Genomic DNA, 16,745 nt, shown 5'->3' on the forward strand with positions numbered 1-16,745 from the left:
GCCGTCGGCCGGACGGCGGCGGGCTCCTCTGCGTGCGGGCCGTGCGCTACTTTTCCCAGGGCGCCTTGATGGGGAAGTACTTCTGCAGGAAGTCGGTGACCAGGCGGGCGCGCTCGTCGGCAGCCACCTCCGGGAAACTGCCGTCATTGAGGCAGAAGAAATCCGCGTTGCGCTTGGCCAGCAGCCGCGGCAGGTAGGTCAGCCCCGAGCGCATGGTGGTGTCGATGTAGCGGACCTTGGCATCCGTCTCGGTGACTGCCCGCCCGGTGAGCAGGGCGTAGTAGTGGTAGAGCGAGTTGGTCACGGAGATGTTGTCCGCGGCCCTGAAGGTGCTCGCCGCCGTGGCCGCAAATTCCTCGGGGAACTCATGCTCCAACTCCGCCATCACGGAGCGGCGCAGCGGGGCCGCCGAATGCTCCAGGTGGCGGGTGGTGATCCGGCCGAACCGGTTCCAGAGCAGCCGCCGGTTGACCCGGGCCGCGTTTTCAAAACCGCTACGCTCGGCGTCGCTCTCGCCCAGACCGATCCTGGTCCGCGCCCGAATGAAGCGGGTGATGCCGCCGGGGGTGAAGAACACCTCGGGGCTGATGGAGCGGCCAAAAAACATGTCGTCATTGGAATACAGGAAGTGCTCGGCCAGGCCGTCAATGTGGTGCAGCTGGCATTCCACGGCCTGTGAATTGTGGGTAGGCAGCACGGAAGGGTCGGCAAAGAACTCCTCGCTGCGCACGATCGTCACGCCCGGGTGCTCGGCCAGCCATGACGGGGCGGGGGAGTCGGTGGCGATGAAGATCCGGCGCACCCAGGGCGCATACATGTAGATGGAGCGCAGGGCATATTTGAGTTCGTCGATCTGGCGGAAGCGGGCCTCGTGGTCGTCACCCTCGCCCAGGACGGCGTCGGCCTCGCGGGCCCGGCGGGCGGCCTGGTATTCGGGCGAACTGCCGTCCACCCAGGAAAATACCACGTCGATGTCGAAGCGGATGTCCGAGGCGTGGTCCGCGAACATGTTTTCAATGGTGGGCCAGCTGCGGCCGTAGCGCTCCACCGTGCCGCGGACGGCTTCCTGGGTCGGCAGGATCCGCCGGGTCAGTGAGTTTTCCATCGGCAAGACCAAATCCGGCCCTTCGAAGCTCCACAGCTCCAGCTGGACGCCCAGGGAGGCGCCATAGCTCAGCCCGCCCTCGGGCTCCACCCGCGGGCGGTACAGGCGCACGATGCGCGACTTGCCGTTCCGCGCCAGTTTGCCGTCCGCCACCAGGAGCGAGGACTTCTTCTTGGCATCGACGGTGATGGAGTAGAACGGCTCGTTCCGGCACGCTGACGCCAGGGCCGCGCGCAGGGCCTTGCGGTGCTTCCAATCCACGGCCAGCACGGGACGTTCGCCGTTGCCGCGCACCAGCAGGTAGGTGATGCCGGCGGCGTCGAGGGCATCGCGGAGAAAGAGCAGATCCTCCACCATCGCCTCGGACGGGGTGGTTTTGGTGTTCAGCAGCGCATAGCGCCCGCGGTAGCGGATGACGTCATCACGGGTTGTCAGGCGCACGACGGCGGCCGGCGACGTTTCTTCGACAAGGTGGCGTTCGTCGTCATCGGCGGGGCTGCCAAAGTACACGTCTTGCTGGTCGGGCGCTTCTGTAATGGGGAATCTCCAAGGGCTAGGCACAATTGCGGTTTCTTGAATCGTAGCCCCGTTCCCCTTCATGCGTCCGGTGGGGCGGTCGCGCCGGGGAATATGTCCGCTTGGTGGACCGCTTAGCCGCGCATGGGCACCTGCCCCAGCCGGAAGAGATGGTCCGGGTCGTAGCGGTTCGCCAGGGCGGTCAGCCGCTCCAGCGCCTCGGGGCTGTAGCAGGCGGCAAAGCCGGCCTGGCCGGCGCCGGCGGCAAAGTTGGGCAGCGAGGCGCCCGTGCTCCACTGGCCCACGGCGCCGTGCACCCCGCGGGCATTCTCGGCCAGGGGGCCGAGCTCCGGCGGCGGGGCCACGCCCACGGTGTAGAGGGAATAGCCGACGCCGCGGTGTGAGAGCACGCTGGGCACCTCGGGTTCGCGCGCAAAGGCGCCGCCCAGCTGGCGCAGCTCCACCATCAGCTGGCGCGACGCCGTGCCGGGCCCGGCCGCCTCCATCAATGCATCCACGGCCGGGCCGGCAAACCCGCCCAGCAGGGTGCTGTATTCCGTGGCGGGCATGCTTTCCTCCGGATCCGAGTGGACCATGCCGATCTGGGCGAAGGGCATGGTGGCCACCGCATCGATCAGCGGTGTCGCCACGGCGCGCAGCGGCGCCAGGGCGCGGGCGCCGTCGTCCGTGCCGCCGGTGTAGACAAAGCGGACGGCGGCGGTGAACTTCCCGGCCAGCGGTTCCGGGATGCCCGGCAGGGGCGGGAGCCGCAGCAGGGCCAGCGACGTGGTGGCCGCGGCCGGCAGGGTGGGGCACCATTGGCTCCACGCCCGGGCCACCTCGGCGTCGTCGTCCGCGCCAAAGTAGAGCGCGCCGGCGTAGATTTCGGGCTGGAGGAGAAGATCGAATTCGACGGAGGTGACGATGCCCAGCGAGCCCTTGCCGCCGCGCAGCCCCCAAAACAACTCGGGCTCCGTTTCGGCCGTGGCGCGGCGGATCTGCCCGTCGCCTGTCACCACCTCGAAGGCCCGGACGCGGTCCGAGGCGGCGCCGTGGCTGCGCACCAGGGGGCCAATGCCGCCGCCGGTGGTGTAGCCGGCCACGCTCACGCCCGGGGCGGAGCCGCACAGCCCCGCCAGCCCACTCGGTGCCGCGGCCGCCAATACGGTGGACCACAGGACGCCGCCGCCGGTGGTGGCCCAGCCCTCCGGATGGATGGTGCACTCGTCCAGGGCGCCGGTCTGGATGAGCAGCGCGCCGTCCATGTCGGAGGCGATGCCGTGGCCGGTGGCCTGGACGGCCACGGGCATCCCCGCCGCGGCGGCGAACTTCACGGCCTCCGCCACATCCTTGGCGCTGGCAACGGCGACGACGGCGGCGGGGCTGGTGGCGATGGCGGCGTTCCACGGCGCGGACAGTGCCGCGTAGCCGGGCTCGCCGGGTTCGAAGAGGGCGCCGGCCAGATGCTGGCGCAGGGCGTTGAAATCGGCGTTGGCTTGAGGTTGTTCGGGTTCAAAGGCGGCCATGATTGTCCTCCCGGTGCGGGCGGCCGCCGGTCCCGGCACCTGCGGTGGTGTGTGCGGCGGCCCGTGGGAGTGGCGCCACAGCAAGCGAGAGCGGCCCTCGTTCAAGGGTGGCACCGCTGGCCGCCGCTGGCCAGCGTCCATCAGATGCCGCAGCCGGCCGTCCCGGTGTGTCGGTCCGACGCGCCGGGACGGCCTCGCCGGGACAGGTCCTACGCGGCCGGCTTGGCCTTGGCGCGAGCGATGGCAGCGGCCCGGCGGCGCGGGGCAAAGACCAGGGCCACGGCGATGCCCGCCAGCCAGATGTCCTTGGCCATGGCAGTGCCGGCCGGTGTGGGCCGGATGCCGTCCGGCTGGGTCATGCCCGGACCCTTGAGGTAGGTGGCGACCAGCCCGCCGGAGAAGGCGCTCAGTGCCAGCCCGGCGAGCCGCGAGGGGATGAATGGTGCCAGCACGAACGCTCCGAGTCCGATCTCGCCCATGGCCAGCAGCTTGCCAAACCTCTCCGGATCAATGTCCTTCAGCTGCGGTACGACATGGGCCGCGGCGGCCTGCAGTCCGGTGGCGTGCTCCCGGTCCAGGGCGAGCTTGCCGATGCCGGCATTGAGGATGAAGGCCCCGGAGACGAGGCGCAGTGCGGCGTTGCTGAGGCTGAATCCCATGGTGTTCTCCTTGGCTTGTGCGGCGGTGGGCCATCCCCATCCAGCCTAGGCAGCGCCGCCGGGTTGCGCCAGAGCGCGATTCCCCGGACCGTTCTGCGCACAGGTGGCGGCCGCCGCTGCGCAGGAGCAGCTGCTGCTGCGCAGCGCTGGCTCCAACCGTTGCGCAGGACGGCCCGCGCGAATCCCTAGGATGCCGGCAGCCAGCGGGCGGCGAGGCCTGCGACCATCGCGTCGAGGCCCAGGCCAAAGGCGGCATCGGCGTCGCCGAGGCCCTGGTCGTTGCAGCGCTGGGCCACGGCCAGCGCAAACTCCGGCGCACTGGCGGCCAGGTGGCCGGAGTCAAAGATGTTGGCCGGGGCATTGGCGTCGTAGGCGGAGCCGAAAACGAAGGATTCCAGGGCCACGATGGCATCCATGATGTGCTCGCGCGGCCAGCCGGCGGCGGCAAAGCCGGCCACCACTGCCTCGTACATGCGCACCGTTTGCGGCGCGTTGGTCACCGGCAGCAGCGCAATCACCGGGATGAGCGGGATGTGGTGCGCGAACAGGTCCCGGTAGGAGCGGGCCCAGCGCACCACGGCCTCGGCCCACGGCAGCTCGGTAAAGCCGGAGACGTCCACGCGCTCCATCAGGTGGTCTTCCACCAGCAGCAGGACCTCGTCCTTGGAGGCCACGTGGTTGTACAGCGCGGACGGCGCAACGCCGAGCACCTTGGCCAGGGCGGACATGGTCAGGCCACGGTACCCGTCGCGGGCAATCAGCTTCAGCGCGGCCCGGGTGATCTGCGCCGGCCCCAGCACGGCCCGCAGGGGCCGCCCGGCCCGCCGCGGCCGTGCCGCCGTCGTTGTTTCACTTTCTGCTGCCATCTGGCAGACACCCCCCTAGCAGCGGGAGCCGAGAATTTACGGCGCCCTATTTACCAAACCCTGTGTTCCGGGTTACAGTCTATTCTAAATGAACGACATTCATTTAGTGAAGCCAGTCACCGACTGGAACTCCGGAGAGGAAGACATGCCCAACGTGGAAAACATTGTGCGCGACGTTGTCATCATTGGAGCCGGCCCCTCGGGTCTGACTGCAGCCCGCGAACTGACCAAGGCCGGCCTGAGCGTTGCCGTGCTGGAGGCCCGCGACCGCGTGGGCGGCCGCACCTGGAGCAATACCGTCGACGGCGCCTGGCTGGAGATCGGCGGCCAGTGGGTCTCGCCGGACCAGACGGCGCTGATCGGCCTGCTCGAGGAGCTGGGCCTGGGCACCTACTCCCGCCACCGCGAGGGTGAGAGCGTCTACATCGCCCCGGATGGCACCCGGACCCGCTACACCGGCGAGATGTTCCCGGTCAGCGAGATCACTGAAAAGGAAATGAACAAGCTGATCGGCACGCTGGACGACCTGGCGGCCGCCATGGATCCGGCCCGGCCGTGGGAGCACCCGCAGGCCCGGGAGCTGGACACCATTTCCTTCCACCACTGGCTGCGCAGCCAGTCCGGGGACGAGGAGGCCTGCAACAACATCGGCCTGTTCATCGCCGGCGGCATGCTGACCAAGCCGGCGCATGCGTTCTCCACCCTGCAGGCCGTGCTGATGGCCGCCTCGGCCGGCTCCTTCTCCCACCTGGTGGACGAGGACTTCATCCTGGACAAGCGCGTCATCGGCGGCATGCAGGGCGTGTCCCTGGCCATGGCCGCGGGCCTGGGCGAGAACGTCATCCTCGACTCCCCGGTGCGCACCGTGCGCTGGGCCGAGCACGACGGCGACTATACCGTCACCGTGGTCAGCGACAACGCAACCGTCACCGCCAAGCGCGTGGTCATGGCGGTTCCGCCGAACCTGTACTCCCGCGTCTCCTTCGAGCCGCCGCTGCCGCGCCGCCAGCACCAGATGCACCAGCACCAGTCCCTGGGCCTGGTCATCAAGGTCCACGCCGTCTACGAGACGCCGTTCTGGCGCGAGGACGGGCTCTCCGGCACCGGCTTCAGCGCATCGTCGCTGGTCCAGGAGGTCTACGACAACACCAACTACGAGGACCCGCGCGGCACCCTGGTGGGCTTCATCTCGGACGAGAAGGCCGACTACGCCTTCACGCTCAACGATGAGGACCGCAAAAAGGAAATCACGGCCTCGCTGGCCGGCTTCCTGGGCGAGAAGGCTCTGGCGCCGGTGGCCTACTACGAGTCAGACTGGGGCTCGGAGGAATGGACCCGTGGCGCCTACGCGTCCAGCTACGATCTGGGCGGCCTGCACCGCTACGGCATGGACCAGCTGACCCCGGTTGGCCCCATCCACTGGAGCTCCTCCGACCTGGCCGCCGAGGGCTACCAGCACGTCGACGGCGCCGTCCGGATGGGCCAGTTCACCGCGGCGAAGCTGATCGCTGACCTCAAGTAGCGTCCTGGCGGCGGAGCCGGTATTTCCTCGGCGGGGCCCACGGCCGCGAGGGACCCGCGGCGAGCTTGCGAGCCGTGGGAGCGACTGGGGACTTTCCGACCGTCGGCCGCGGGCGGCCATGGGCCTCCCTGACGCCGCCTACGAAAATACCGGCTCCGCTCAACCACCGAACTCCACCGTTTCACCATCACTCTTCAGGAGACCTTCATGCGGTACGTAGTGGGATATACGGCCAACGCCCGGGGCTGCGATGCAGTCAATTTGGCAGTGGCCTTGGCGCGCAGGCAGGGGGCCGCCCTGGACCTTGTCATGGTCCTTCCCGAAGATTCGCCCTATAACGGCGTCTACCCGCGGGCGGCCGGTTTCGACACCATCCTCACGGAGCAGATCGAGGCCTGGCAGGAAGAGGGACTGGCACTGGTTCCCGGTGATGTCAGCGCCAAGGCGCACATCCGCCGCGGCGAGTCCGAGGCGGAGGCCCTGATCTCCGCGGCGGCCGACCTGGGTGCGGCCATGCTTGTCATCGGCGCCAGCAGCGCCGGCCTGTTCAAGCGCTTCTCCATCGGCTCGGTGGCCAGCGCCCTGCTGCACGCTTCGACCTTCCCGGTGGCGCTGGCGCCGGCCGGCTACAGCCGCACCGAGCCCGTCTCCCGGCTGACCTGCGCCCTGGGCACCCGGGCGGGCGCCGAGGATGTGCTGGCCATGGCCGTGTCCATGGCCAGGCGGCGGTCGCTGCCGCTGCGCCTGGTCTCGCTGGTGGCGCTGGGCGCCGGTGGTTCCGAGGCCACGGTCGAGGAGGCCACCACGCATCTGCGCGGTGTCGCCGAGGCCAGCGCGCGAGTCGAGGCCGGCGCGCTGGAGAAGCCCCACGTCGTCGTCGGCCAGGGGCGCACCCTCGAGGACGCCGTGGACCGGCTGGACTGGGTGGACAGCGAAATCCTGCTGATCGGCTCCAGCCGGTTGGCCCAGAACAAGTCCATCTTCCTGGGCGCCACCGCGAACCGGATCCTGCGTGCACTGCCGGTCCCCATGATCGTGGTGCCCCGCAACTATGACCTCCAGGCGGCCGACGCCATGGAAACGGACCAGATCGCCGTCGTCGGCGGCGCCGGACACAATGAGGTGACCAAATGAGTACTGACACAGTGCGGAACGCGGCCGGAGACCACGGCCTGAGCGAAAAGGGACTCAAGGCCGGCTCCGTGGGGTTGATCGGCGCCGTCGTCATCGGCGTCTCCTGCATCGCCCCGGCCTACACGCTGACCGCGGCCCTGGGCCCGACGGTGTCGGAGGTGGGCGTGCACCTGCCGGCCATCTTCCTGGTCGGCTTCATCCCGATGCTGCTGGTGGCCCTGGGCTACCGCGAGCTGAACAATGCCATGCCCGACGCCGGCACCTCCTTCACCTGGGCCTCCCGGGCCTTCGGCCCGTGGATCGGCTGGATGGGCGGCTGGGGGCTGATTGCGGCCACCATCATCGTGCTCTCCAACCTGGCGGCGGTGGCGGTGGACTTCTTCTACCTGATGTTGGGGCAGATCTTCAACAACCCCTCTTTGGCGGACCTGGCCACCATCCTGCCGCTGAACATTGCCACCACGCTGGTTTTCATCGCCGCAGCCTGCTGGATTTCCTACCGCGGCATGGAGACCACCAAGACGTTCCAGTACGTGCTGGTGGCCTTCCAGCTGCTGGTGCTGGGCTGGTTCGCGATCGCTGCCTTCAGCCATGTGGCCAACGGCACCGCCTTTGACGCCACCGCCATCTCGCCGGACTGGTTCAACCCGTTCGCCGTCGGCTCCTTCTCCCAGTTTGCCGCCGGTGTCTCGCTGTCGATCTTCATCTACTGGGGCTGGGACGTCACCCTGACCATGAACGAGGAGACCAAGAACCCCGAGAAGACCCCAGGCCGCGCCGCCACCGTGACGGTGCTGGTGATTGTGGTCATCTACATGACCGTCGCGCTGGCCACGCTGTCCTTCGCCGGCGTCGGTGACACCGGGTTGGGTGCCGGAAACCCGGAGAACCAGGGCAGCATTTTCGCCGTGCTGGCCGGACCCGTGATGGGGCCGTTCGCCATCCTGATGTCGCTGGCCATCCTGAGCTCCTCGGCCGCGTCGCTGCAGTCCACGTTCGTCTCCCCGGCCCGCACGCTGCTCTCGATGGGCCACTACAGCGCCCTGCCGAAGAGCTTTGGCAAGATCAGCCCGCGGCACAAGTCGCCCAGCTACGCCACGGTTGCCTCGGCCATCGCCGCCGCGGGCTTCTATGTGGTGACCCGGACGGTGTCCGAGAACGCCCTGTGGGACACCATCACCGCCCTGGGCATGATGATCTGCTTCTACTACGGCATCACGGCCCTGGCCTGCGTCTGGTACTTCCGCGCCGAGGCCTTCCGCGGCGTGCGCAGCTTCTTCTTCAAGTTCCTGGCCCCGCTGGTGGGCGGGGTGATCCTGCTGGTGATGTTCTTCAAGACGGCCATCGACTCCATGGACCCGAGCTACGGCTCCGGTTCGGAGATCGGCGGTGTGGGCCTGGTGTTCATTCTCGGCGCCGGCGTGATCCTGCTCGGCGCGGTGCTGATGTTCATCATGTACAAGAAGAACCCGGAGTTCTTCAGGGGCCAGATCCTCGCCCGCACCAGCCAGCCCTACAACCCGTAGGCTGCCGCGGGACCCAACTTCCGCGGGGGCGGGCGGCGCGAATGTCGAAGCGCGCCGCCGGCCCCCGCGGTCTCCTTAAAAGAAAAATCGCGCCTGTTCGTCCCGGCGAATTCCGGGGGACGAACAGGCGCGATTTTGGCGTGTGCGCCGGCGCCTAGCTCTTGGGGCGGCGTGCAGCTTCGCGGGTCTTGGCCAGCTGGGCCTCGGCGCGGGCCTTGGCGTGGCTGGCGCGGGCCTCCACCAGCCAGGCGGGCTTGGCCTCGAGCAGCGCGGTGATCTCCGCGGTCGTCAGCGCCTCGGTGATGCCGGCGCGGGTCAGTCCGGCGATGGAAACGTTCAGCTTCTGGGCGACGACGGGGCGCGGGTGCGGTCCGCTGCGGCGCAGATCCTCCAGCCAGGCCGGCGGGTTTTCGGTCAGGGTCTTGAACTCATCGCGGGAGATGGGGCTCTCCTGGAACTCCGCGGGGGCGGCCGGAAGGTAGATGCCCAGCTTCTTGGCGGCGGTGGCGGACTTCATGGTTTGTGCGGAGGGTTCGGTGCTCATACTTCAAGGGTACCGGCAGGGTGGGTGCGCTAGGGTTGGGAGGTGTCAGAACCCCGTGTGCTCAAGATTTCCTTTGTCCCCGGCGTCACCCCCGGAAAGTGGATCCGCCGGTGGGAGGAGCGCATGCGGTCGGTGCCGCTGGAGGTGGTGCCGGTCTCCGAACCCGAGCAGCTGGCGAAGCTGAAGGCCCTTGAGGTGGAGCTGGCTTTTGTCCGGCTGCCAGTGGACAAGACCGGGTTGAACGTGATCCCGCTGTACTCCGAGCTGCCCGTGGTGGTGGCCCCGAAGGACCACGAGATCGCCGTCTTCGACGAGGTTCCCGTGGAGGAGCTCGCGGCCGAGTACCTGCTGCAGGACCCGGAGCTTTTCCCCGAATGGCGTGACATTTCCGACGAAATCCGCGAGGGAACCCGCAAACCGCTGCCACCGATGGCCTCCGTGGAGGAGTCGCTGGACCTGGTCGCCGCTGGCCTGGGCATCCTGATCCTGCCGATGTCGGTGGCCCGCCACTTCAACCGCAAGGATCTGCGCTACCGCCCCGTGACGGGTGTGGCCGAGTCCCAGGTGGGTGTGGCCTGGCTGCGCCCGGACGGCCCCATCCCCGACGGCGAGGGCGATCCGGTCATCGAGGAATTCATTGGTGTGGTCCGCGGCCGCAGTGCGCAGAGCTCCCGCCAGCCCTCCATCCAGGCCAAGCAGGACGCGGCCCCCAAGAAGGGCCGCGCTCCCAAGGCCGACGCCGCTTCCGGCAAGCCCGGTGGCAAGACCGCAGGCAAGACGGCCGGGCGGTCCGGTTCCGGCGCCCGGTCGGCGCGACCCTCCTCCCGTTCCGGCCCTTCCAAGGGCAAGGGCGGCAAGGGCAAGGGGCGCCGCTGATCCCTCTTTCGCCGGGTGCCGTGCGGGCGCCGGCCTGCGGGTTTCCCTCGCCGGGCGTGCTGTCCGCCGAGCGGTAGTGCTGTCGCCTGGCGATGGACCGGGGCGCGGACGCGTTCCAGATCCCGCCTGGGCCGAGTTGGCCATGACCGACCCATTCCTCACTGTCAAACACCCTCGATAGGGATTTGGCGGGCACCCTGGATCGGTGCTGCCCAAAACACCTCTAACAGGCCATAAGAGTCCGTCTTGCGGCTGTATCAAGCGTGCTCCGGCTGCGCCAACCCTGACCCGAAAATCAGTGCATGCCAGTATCGGCACCTCATTCCGAACGCTTTAATGTGCATAATAAGCATATTCAAGTGCTTGTATTGCACGTTGTTGAATGTAGACTGACTGTAACCGAGGCCACAGGTGCGAGGGGTCCGCCGGCTGCGCCGGCCGCACCGCCACCGGCCTGAATAAACCGGACAGACAAAGATTGGGCATGAGATGACAGAAATACACATGCGGCAAGTGCGGAAGATTCGGATCCACTGGCCGATCAACGGGTCCTCACTGGCTGGACTGGCCGCCGGGAAGACCGAAGCTTTCGAGTCGGACGAGGACATGCGCCTCCTGCTGGAACTGCTGCGGTCTACGCCACAGCTCGGAGACTTCGGGGTCTACAGCCACGTTTTTGAGGCCGGCATCGGCTTCGAGGGGTTCACCACGGGCGCAGGGGCCAACCCGACCCTCGGCATGGTTGGTGAGCGGACAGTCTCGCCGACCATCATTTTCACCACCTATCTGGATGCGGACACTGGGGAAGAACTCCTTCAGGTGATCCTCAGCCGGCTGGTAGGGGTCCATCCGTGGGAGATCCCCGTCATCGAGCTGTCGGAGCCCTTCCATCTGGTGGCCCGCCAGGCCGCGGGTGCGCAGGATTTGGATGCCGCCCTGCCATCGCACCGGCGGGACATCGCGTATGCCACGGGCTTGCACGAACAGTCCTGACCTATACCAACGCTGGAAATACGCTGGAAAAGGAGACTTCCATGGCAGCATCCGAGACCACCTTTGAGTTGTGGCAGACGTTCAACGACACGATCCGGGAACGCACGTTCACCGATCTGACACATGCATTCCATCCTGGCCAGCCGCATTTCCCGGCCTTCCCTGACGAGGTGCGGGACACGGTGTTTGATCTTGGCCGAGGGGACGGTTTCACGGTCCACAGCTATTCCATTGTTGGCCAGTGGGGCACGCATGTGGATCCGCCCTCGCACTTTGTGGCCGGTGGCAGGGCGGCCGACGACATCGGTGTCGACGAGATGGTTCTGCCACTCGTCGTGCTGGACATCAGTGCCCGCGCCGCCGTCGACGCCGATGCCGTCCCGACCGTTGACGACGTGCAGGAATGGGAGCGGCTTTACGGGCGGATTCCGGAGCGGTCGTTCATTGCGCTGCGCACTGACTGGCACCGGCGCTGGCCGGACGCAGCCCGCATGGCCAACCGCGACGCGGACGGCACCAGCCACTGCCCGGGGTGGTCCCGTGAGGTCCTGGACTTCTTGATCGACGAGCGCAATGTCGCGGCCGTCGGACATGAGCAGACCGATACGGACCCGGGGCTGGCCACCTCGCGCTCGGACTTTAGCCTTGAGACCCTGGTCCTGGCCAAAGACAGATGGCAGATCGAGCTCATGGCCAATCTGGACCAGGTTCCCGCCGCAGGTGCCTTGCTGGTGGCCGCCTGGCCCAAGCCCCTTGGTGGCAGCGGTTTTCCGGCCCGGGTCTTTGCCATCCACTAGCTCTGTTGGTCCTCCTTGTAAAGTGTGGGGAATGAGCGCGAATTCGAGCATGGGCCGAGGCCTTGAGGTGTTGACAGCGGTATCGCAGCGCACACGTGCCGGGTTCGGTGGGGGTACGGTGTCCGACATTGCAGGCGACATGGGGCGGGACCGGAGCCAGGTGTCGCGGGGGCTGAAGACCATCAGTGCGGAGGAATTCCTGGTCAAGGGACCGGGCTCGCGGACGTACCGCTTGCACTGGCAGCTCTATGCCGAGGCGCAGGCGTTGACGGAACAGCGGTTGCGGACGGACGGCCTGACTTCCTTGGAAAAGCTGGTCGAGGAAACTGGCGAAGGCTGCTATCTCGGCGTCCTGTCCGGTGACAGCACGGTGACCATTGGTGAACGCGTGCCGCCCGGAAACAAAGTCATTGGCTCCTGGATCGGGCGCCCATACCCGGCGTACTGCAGCGACGCCGGGCAGGCGCTGCTTTGGGATGCGCCGGACGACGAAGTCAGGGCTGTTTTTTCACGGACCTCATTCACGCAACATGGTCCGCATACGCCACTCTCGGTGGACGATTTCCTCGCGCGGCTGGCGGCTGCACGGGAACGCGGGTACTCCATTGTCGATGAGGAAGCGGAGCCCGGCCTGTATTCGATTGCGGCACCCGTCCGCGATTTCCGGTCCGAAGTTGTTGCCGCCCTGCAGATAGTCGGGCCCAAGGTGCGGCTTGAACCCCGGCGGGCGGAATGCGCCGCAGCCTTGCTCCGCTGGGCGGCCTGGCTTGAAGGGGCCTTGGCTGCGCCTAGCCAGCCGGTCTAGGCTGCTCCGGAGGCATCAATGCCGGACAGCCGCTGCGCGGCGTCTGCCAGCAACAGTGCGATGTCGTCGGCCTCGCTGCGGAAGTCGGACTCGCGGGCCAGGACGCTGAGGGCGGCAACAATCCGCCCCCCGGCGTCCCTGACAGGGACGGCCAACTCGCGAATACCATGCTCAAACTCGCCGACGGCATCCACCAGGCCTGTCGGCCGGTCGCGTGCCATCAGAGCCAGAACCTCCTGGGCGGAATGGGCGGCATAGGGGCCGCCGACACCGATGAACTCGACATCGCCCAGCAATTCCTCGACGGATTCCGGCGTGTGGTCCCACAACAGCGCCCGTCCGGCGCCCGTGCACCAGGTTGGCGTGATCATGCCGGCCCGGATGGACATGTCAGCAAAGCCATCTTCGGACCGCAGGAGCAGCACCCTTTCATCAAGCCGCACGGAGAGCCGCGCACTGATGTGGAACCGTGCAGCCAACCTGCGCAGCTCAATCCTGGCGAGCCTGACCCAGCCGTGATTGAGTGAAGCGCCCAGGCCAAAGTAGGCGGATCCAACCCGCAAGGCCGAACCGTCGTCCTTCTCCAGGAAGCCGATGTCGCAGAGTTCCTGCGTGAGCCGGGAGACGCGGCTGCGTTCCATACGGAGCTCGTCGGCCATCCGGCTCACACCGAAACCCGGCCGGCCGGAGCGTTCGCGTTCAATAGCCGCGCGGATGATGGCAAGACCCTGGGCCACGGAGGATAGATCCGATGCTGCCATGTTCTTGCGCTCCCTGGTCTGTTCGTCTCATCTGGGGTTCCGTTGGCCTCGGTGCATCAACGGTCCGGCTGCATCGCCTGCCGTGTTCCCTTAAGTATCTTAGGGTTGGAATTTCCCCAGACGGTGTACAGGTCAGCAAACAGCGCGCCGTTGGCATCCTCCAATTCCCTGGGGGTGATTTCAGAATCCCCTTGCCTGCCAAACAGAACCACTTCGTCGCCGGGCGCGACGCCGTCGATGTCCGTCACATCTGCAACCAGCACGTTCATGGAGATCTTGTCGAGAACGGGTGCGCGGCGTCCACGGACAAGGACGTGGGCCTTCCCGGCCAGGACCCGGCGGTACCCGTCGGCATAGCCAACGGTGACGCTGGCCAGTCGCGACGCGCGGTGCAGGGTGTGGGCGCGGTCGTAGCCAACGGTGTTGCCGGCCGGGTACTCATTGACCGAAGCGACGCGTGCCTTAAACGCCATCACTCTCTTGAATTCCCGGTGGGTGGGGGACGAATCGCCGTACAGCGTGGCCCCCGCGCGGACCATGTCCAGCCAGGATTCGGGAACCTCAAGGGCTGCAAACGAGGTGGCGCAATGCAGGAGGACCTGTTGGCGGTCCAGACCCTGTCGGATGAACCAGGCCGAGTCGCGGAGAAAGCAATCCAGGCCAGCCCGAACATCGTCGCGCTGTTCCATTGGAAAATGGGTGGTGATGCCGGCAACCACCAAGTGGGGCAGCGCCAGCATAGCTCTGGCCTCAGCCCGTCCTCGGGGGCCTGCCAGCTCCAGGCCGTCACGGCTCAGTCCGGAGGAGTTGACAGCGAAGTGATAGCGCAACGCCCTACCCTTCCTTCGGGCGATGGCGTCCGCCTTCTGGGCCAAGTGGAGATTGCCGATCATCTCCTCAATCCCATGAGCCATTCCGTCGTCGATTTCGCCGGGCGCCGCTGGCCGCACACGGATCAACCGGCCGGTATAGCCATGGCCGCGCACGATTCTGGCTTCCTCGTTCCTGGCGACGCCAATGGCCGGAAGGTCCAGCGAGACCAGCGACGGCGCGAGCACGTCGAGGCCGTGGCCATAGGCATCCGCCTTGACGACGGCGCACATGCTGCTTCGACCGGCGAGCCTGGCCCCGAGTGCCCGAATATTGTGTTCGAAGGCCTCGGCGTCGATCTCCAACCAGCTGCCGAGCCGCTCCGTGGGGTTCGTGCGATGCCGCACGACGGTGGCGGGCACAGACTTGACGTTGGACGTGCGGGGGGAATGGTCCATGGTGAGGGCTCTCTGGCGCCGGGTGGCAGCCCGCACGTGCGGGCTGCCACCAGTTGGGCTACGTCGCGGTGGGCTGGTTCTGATCCACCCTGGTCATGTCCACCGGTGGCTTCGCGCCACCCTTTCGGCGGCGGCCATACCGCAGGTGGAAATACAGGTAGCAGGCTCCGACGAACGGGACCCCAAAGTACAGTGCGCCGACCTGCGCCGGGTCGAAGGCGATTCCAACCAGCGACGCCAGGCACAGCGTGAACGCCAGGATCGGCAGCCACGGATAGAAGGGTGCCCGGTAGGGGAGGGTCTTTGGATCGCCGCCGGCGTGCAGGAAGGCGCGGCGGTGGAAGAAGTGCGATGCCGCAATGGACATCCACACGCCCACCACGGCAAACCCGGAGATGGACACGAGTATCAGGTAGACCGTTTCGGGGGCGGCAACGCTTGAAACCAAGGACGCCAGTCCGCCGACCATGCTCAGGCAGAGCGCCAGCAGGGGGATGCCCCGCTGGGTGAGCTTGGCCAGCGCCTTTGGTGCGTGCCCTTCTTCGGCGAGAGAGAACAGCATCCTGGAGCACGAGAACAGACCGCTGTTGCCGGCCGACAGCAGTGCGGTGATGATGACAAAGTTCATGACGTCGCCGGCATAGGGGATGCCGATGGAGGAGAAGACGGTGACGAATGGGCTCTCGTCCAATCCAACCTTGTCGAAGGGAACGGTGGCCGCGATGACGGCAATGGCCCCGACGAAGAAAACAGCCAGTCGGATCACCGTCGACCTGAGGGCGCGCGGGATGTTTCGGGCAGGATCTGCTGTCTCCCCGGCGGCAACGCCAATGAGCTCGGAACCAGAGAAGGCATAGAACACTGCAAGAGTCGTGACCATGACGCCGGACAGGCCGTTCGGGAACAGCCCGGCGTCGGTGTTGAAGTTCTCAAACAGGAACGGGTGAGGCTGGTTGCTGAGCGGGTGGAAACCGAGCAGGGCCGCCCCGCCCAGCACGATAAGCGCTACGATGGCCGCTACCTTGATCAAGGAGAACCAGAACTCCGTTTCGCCGAATACCCGTGACGAGACGGCGTTGACGCCGAACACGAGGGCGGCGAAGACCAGACACCAAATCCACACGTCCACCTGTGGGAACCACCGCTGCATCAGCAAGCCGGACGCCGTGAACTCGGACCCGATGGCCACGGCCCAACACAGCCAATAGAGCCAGGCGGTGGCAAAGCCGGTCGCCGGGCTGATCGATCGGGACGCATAGATGTGGAATGCCCCAGACACGGGATAGGCCAAGGCCAGCTCTCCCAGGCACGCCATGATCAAGTAGACGACGAATGCGCCGATGAGGTAGGCGATGACCGCCCCAAGCGGCCCTGCCTGCGAGATGGTGTAGCCGGAGCTGAGGAAGAGCCCTGAACCGATGACACCGCCCATCGCAATCATGATGAGGTGCCGGGCGCCCATTGTTCGCCTGAGCGCGTTTTTGGACTCGGCCGGCGAGGTTAGGTCCTTTTGGCGTGGGGCTGTTCTTGAAATTGACATGGCTCTTCTCCCTGTGAGGACTGGAGGGGCGAATCTGCTGCGGGGGACTGCACGTTGCGCTGCTTGGCACGGTGGACGGATTTGCCGCGGACCATCCCCGAACGCAGGAAGCGTGAAGTTGTTGTGATGAAAGTAACACAACTTGGGCATCTTGTGCATTAAAAACATTTCCACGTGCCAATGATGCACGCAAGATTCGGCTGCGCGCGGAGTGCAGATGTCCTGCGATCCGGGCGATATGCACTCTCGATTGGTCAATATGACAGGGGTCAACTGACACGACTGGTGGCGAGGATGGAACCACGCC

At 66.8% G+C, this 16,745-nt stretch carries 15 protein-coding genes; 7 read left to right on the forward strand and 8 right to left on the reverse strand.

Annotation, left to right across the window (positions count from 1 at the left end; all coding sequences use genetic code 11):
- Positions 1 to 46 precede the first annotated feature (46 nt).
- The 4 genes from ACQCSX_RS14675 to ACQCSX_RS14690 form a co-directional block, all read right to left on the reverse strand.
- Positions 47 to 1,705: a stealth family protein gene (locus tag ACQCSX_RS14675; protein WP_427016017.1), complete on the reverse strand. Its 1,659-nt coding sequence runs from the start codon at positions 1,703 to 1,705 to the stop codon at positions 47 to 49.
- 50 nt (positions 1,706 to 1,755) lie between these two features.
- A complete protein-coding gene (locus ACQCSX_RS14680) occupies positions 1,756 to 3,147 on the reverse strand; it encodes an FAD-binding oxidoreductase (protein WP_427016018.1) in 1,392 nt (463 codons plus the stop codon).
- Positions 3,148 to 3,356: 209 nt separating this feature from the next.
- A complete protein-coding gene (locus tag ACQCSX_RS14685; RefSeq protein ID WP_427016019.1) occupies positions 3,357 to 3,806 on the reverse strand; it encodes a hypothetical protein in 450 nt (149 codons plus the stop codon).
- 185 nt (positions 3,807 to 3,991) lie between these two features.
- On the reverse strand, positions 3,992 to 4,672 hold the full coding sequence (locus ACQCSX_RS14690; RefSeq protein ID WP_427016020.1) for a TetR/AcrR family transcriptional regulator: 681 nt from the start codon (positions 4,670 to 4,672) through the stop codon (positions 3,992 to 3,994).
- Between the two features lie 154 nt (positions 4,673 to 4,826).
- Here ACQCSX_RS14690 and ACQCSX_RS14695 point away from each other — a divergent pair, with 154 nt between their 5' ends.
- The 3 genes from ACQCSX_RS14695 to ACQCSX_RS14705 all read left to right on the forward strand — a co-directional run bounded on the left by ACQCSX_RS14695 (position 4,827) and on the right by ACQCSX_RS14705 (position 8,854).
- Positions 4,827 to 6,194, forward strand: a complete 1,368-nt coding sequence (locus tag ACQCSX_RS14695; protein ID WP_427019061.1) for a flavin monoamine oxidase family protein — start codon at positions 4,827 to 4,829, stop codon at positions 6,192 to 6,194.
- 207 nt (positions 6,195 to 6,401) lie between these two features.
- The gene (locus tag ACQCSX_RS14700; protein WP_427016021.1) at positions 6,402 to 7,328 is read left to right on the forward strand and encodes a universal stress protein; all 927 of its coding nucleotides are present in this window, start codon (positions 6,402 to 6,404) and stop codon (positions 7,326 to 7,328) included.
- Positions 7,325 to 8,854, forward strand: coding sequence for an APC family permease (locus ACQCSX_RS14705; protein WP_427016022.1), 1,530 nt, complete (start codon positions 7,325 to 7,327; stop codon positions 8,852 to 8,854). Before ACQCSX_RS14700 ends, ACQCSX_RS14705 begins: the two co-directional genes overlap by 4 nt.
- A gap of 154 nt (positions 8,855 to 9,008) precedes the next feature.
- On the opposite strand, the gene ACQCSX_RS14710 is transcribed toward ACQCSX_RS14705, so the two are convergent.
- Complete coding sequence (locus ACQCSX_RS14710; protein ID WP_427016023.1) at positions 9,009 to 9,398, reverse strand: DUF5997 family protein; 390 nt, start codon at positions 9,396 to 9,398, stop codon at positions 9,009 to 9,011.
- A gap of 42 nt (positions 9,399 to 9,440) precedes the next feature.
- Between ACQCSX_RS14710 and ACQCSX_RS14715 the strand changes: the two genes are divergently transcribed.
- The 4 genes from ACQCSX_RS14715 (at position 9,441) to ACQCSX_RS14730 (ending at position 12,869) form a co-directional block, all read left to right on the forward strand.
- Entirely contained in the window at positions 9,441 to 10,274 is an 834-nt protein-coding gene (locus ACQCSX_RS14715) for a substrate-binding domain-containing protein (RefSeq protein WP_427016024.1), read from the forward strand.
- 504 nt (positions 10,275 to 10,778) lie between these two features.
- Positions 10,779 to 11,267: a hypothetical protein gene (locus ACQCSX_RS14720; protein WP_427019062.1), complete on the forward strand. Its 489-nt coding sequence runs from the start codon at positions 10,779 to 10,781 to the stop codon at positions 11,265 to 11,267.
- 41 nt (positions 11,268 to 11,308) lie between these two features.
- Entirely contained in the window at positions 11,309 to 12,064 is a 756-nt protein-coding gene (locus tag ACQCSX_RS14725) for a cyclase family protein (RefSeq protein WP_427016025.1), read from the forward strand.
- 31 nt (positions 12,065 to 12,095) lie between these two features.
- Positions 12,096 to 12,869 (forward strand): IclR family transcriptional regulator, encoded by a 774-nt coding sequence (locus ACQCSX_RS14730; protein ID WP_427016026.1) that lies wholly within the window; start codon positions 12,096 to 12,098, stop codon positions 12,867 to 12,869.
- On the opposite strand, the gene ACQCSX_RS14735 is transcribed toward ACQCSX_RS14730, so the two are convergent.
- Genes ACQCSX_RS14735 through ACQCSX_RS14745 form a run of 3 tightly spaced genes read right to left on the reverse strand, consistent with a single transcriptional unit; the run spans position 12,866 to position 16,438 of the window.
- Complete coding sequence (locus ACQCSX_RS14735) at positions 12,866 to 13,630, reverse strand: IclR family transcriptional regulator (RefSeq protein ID WP_427016027.1); 765 nt, start codon at positions 13,628 to 13,630, stop codon at positions 12,866 to 12,868. The genes ACQCSX_RS14730 and ACQCSX_RS14735 overlap by 4 nt on opposite strands.
- A gap of 56 nt (positions 13,631 to 13,686) precedes the next feature.
- On the reverse strand, positions 13,687 to 14,898 hold the full coding sequence (gene alr / locus ACQCSX_RS14740) for an alanine racemase (RefSeq protein ID WP_427016028.1): 1,212 nt from the start codon (positions 14,896 to 14,898) through the stop codon (positions 13,687 to 13,689).
- A gap of 58 nt (positions 14,899 to 14,956) precedes the next feature.
- Positions 14,957 to 16,438, reverse strand: coding sequence for an amino acid permease (locus tag ACQCSX_RS14745; RefSeq protein WP_427016029.1), 1,482 nt, complete (start codon positions 16,436 to 16,438; stop codon positions 14,957 to 14,959).
- Positions 16,439 to 16,745: the final 307 nt, after the last annotated feature.

The organism is Pseudarthrobacter sp. P1 (assembly GCF_050156935.1).
Taxonomy (GTDB): Bacteria; Actinomycetota; Actinomycetes; order Actinomycetales; family Micrococcaceae; genus Specibacter.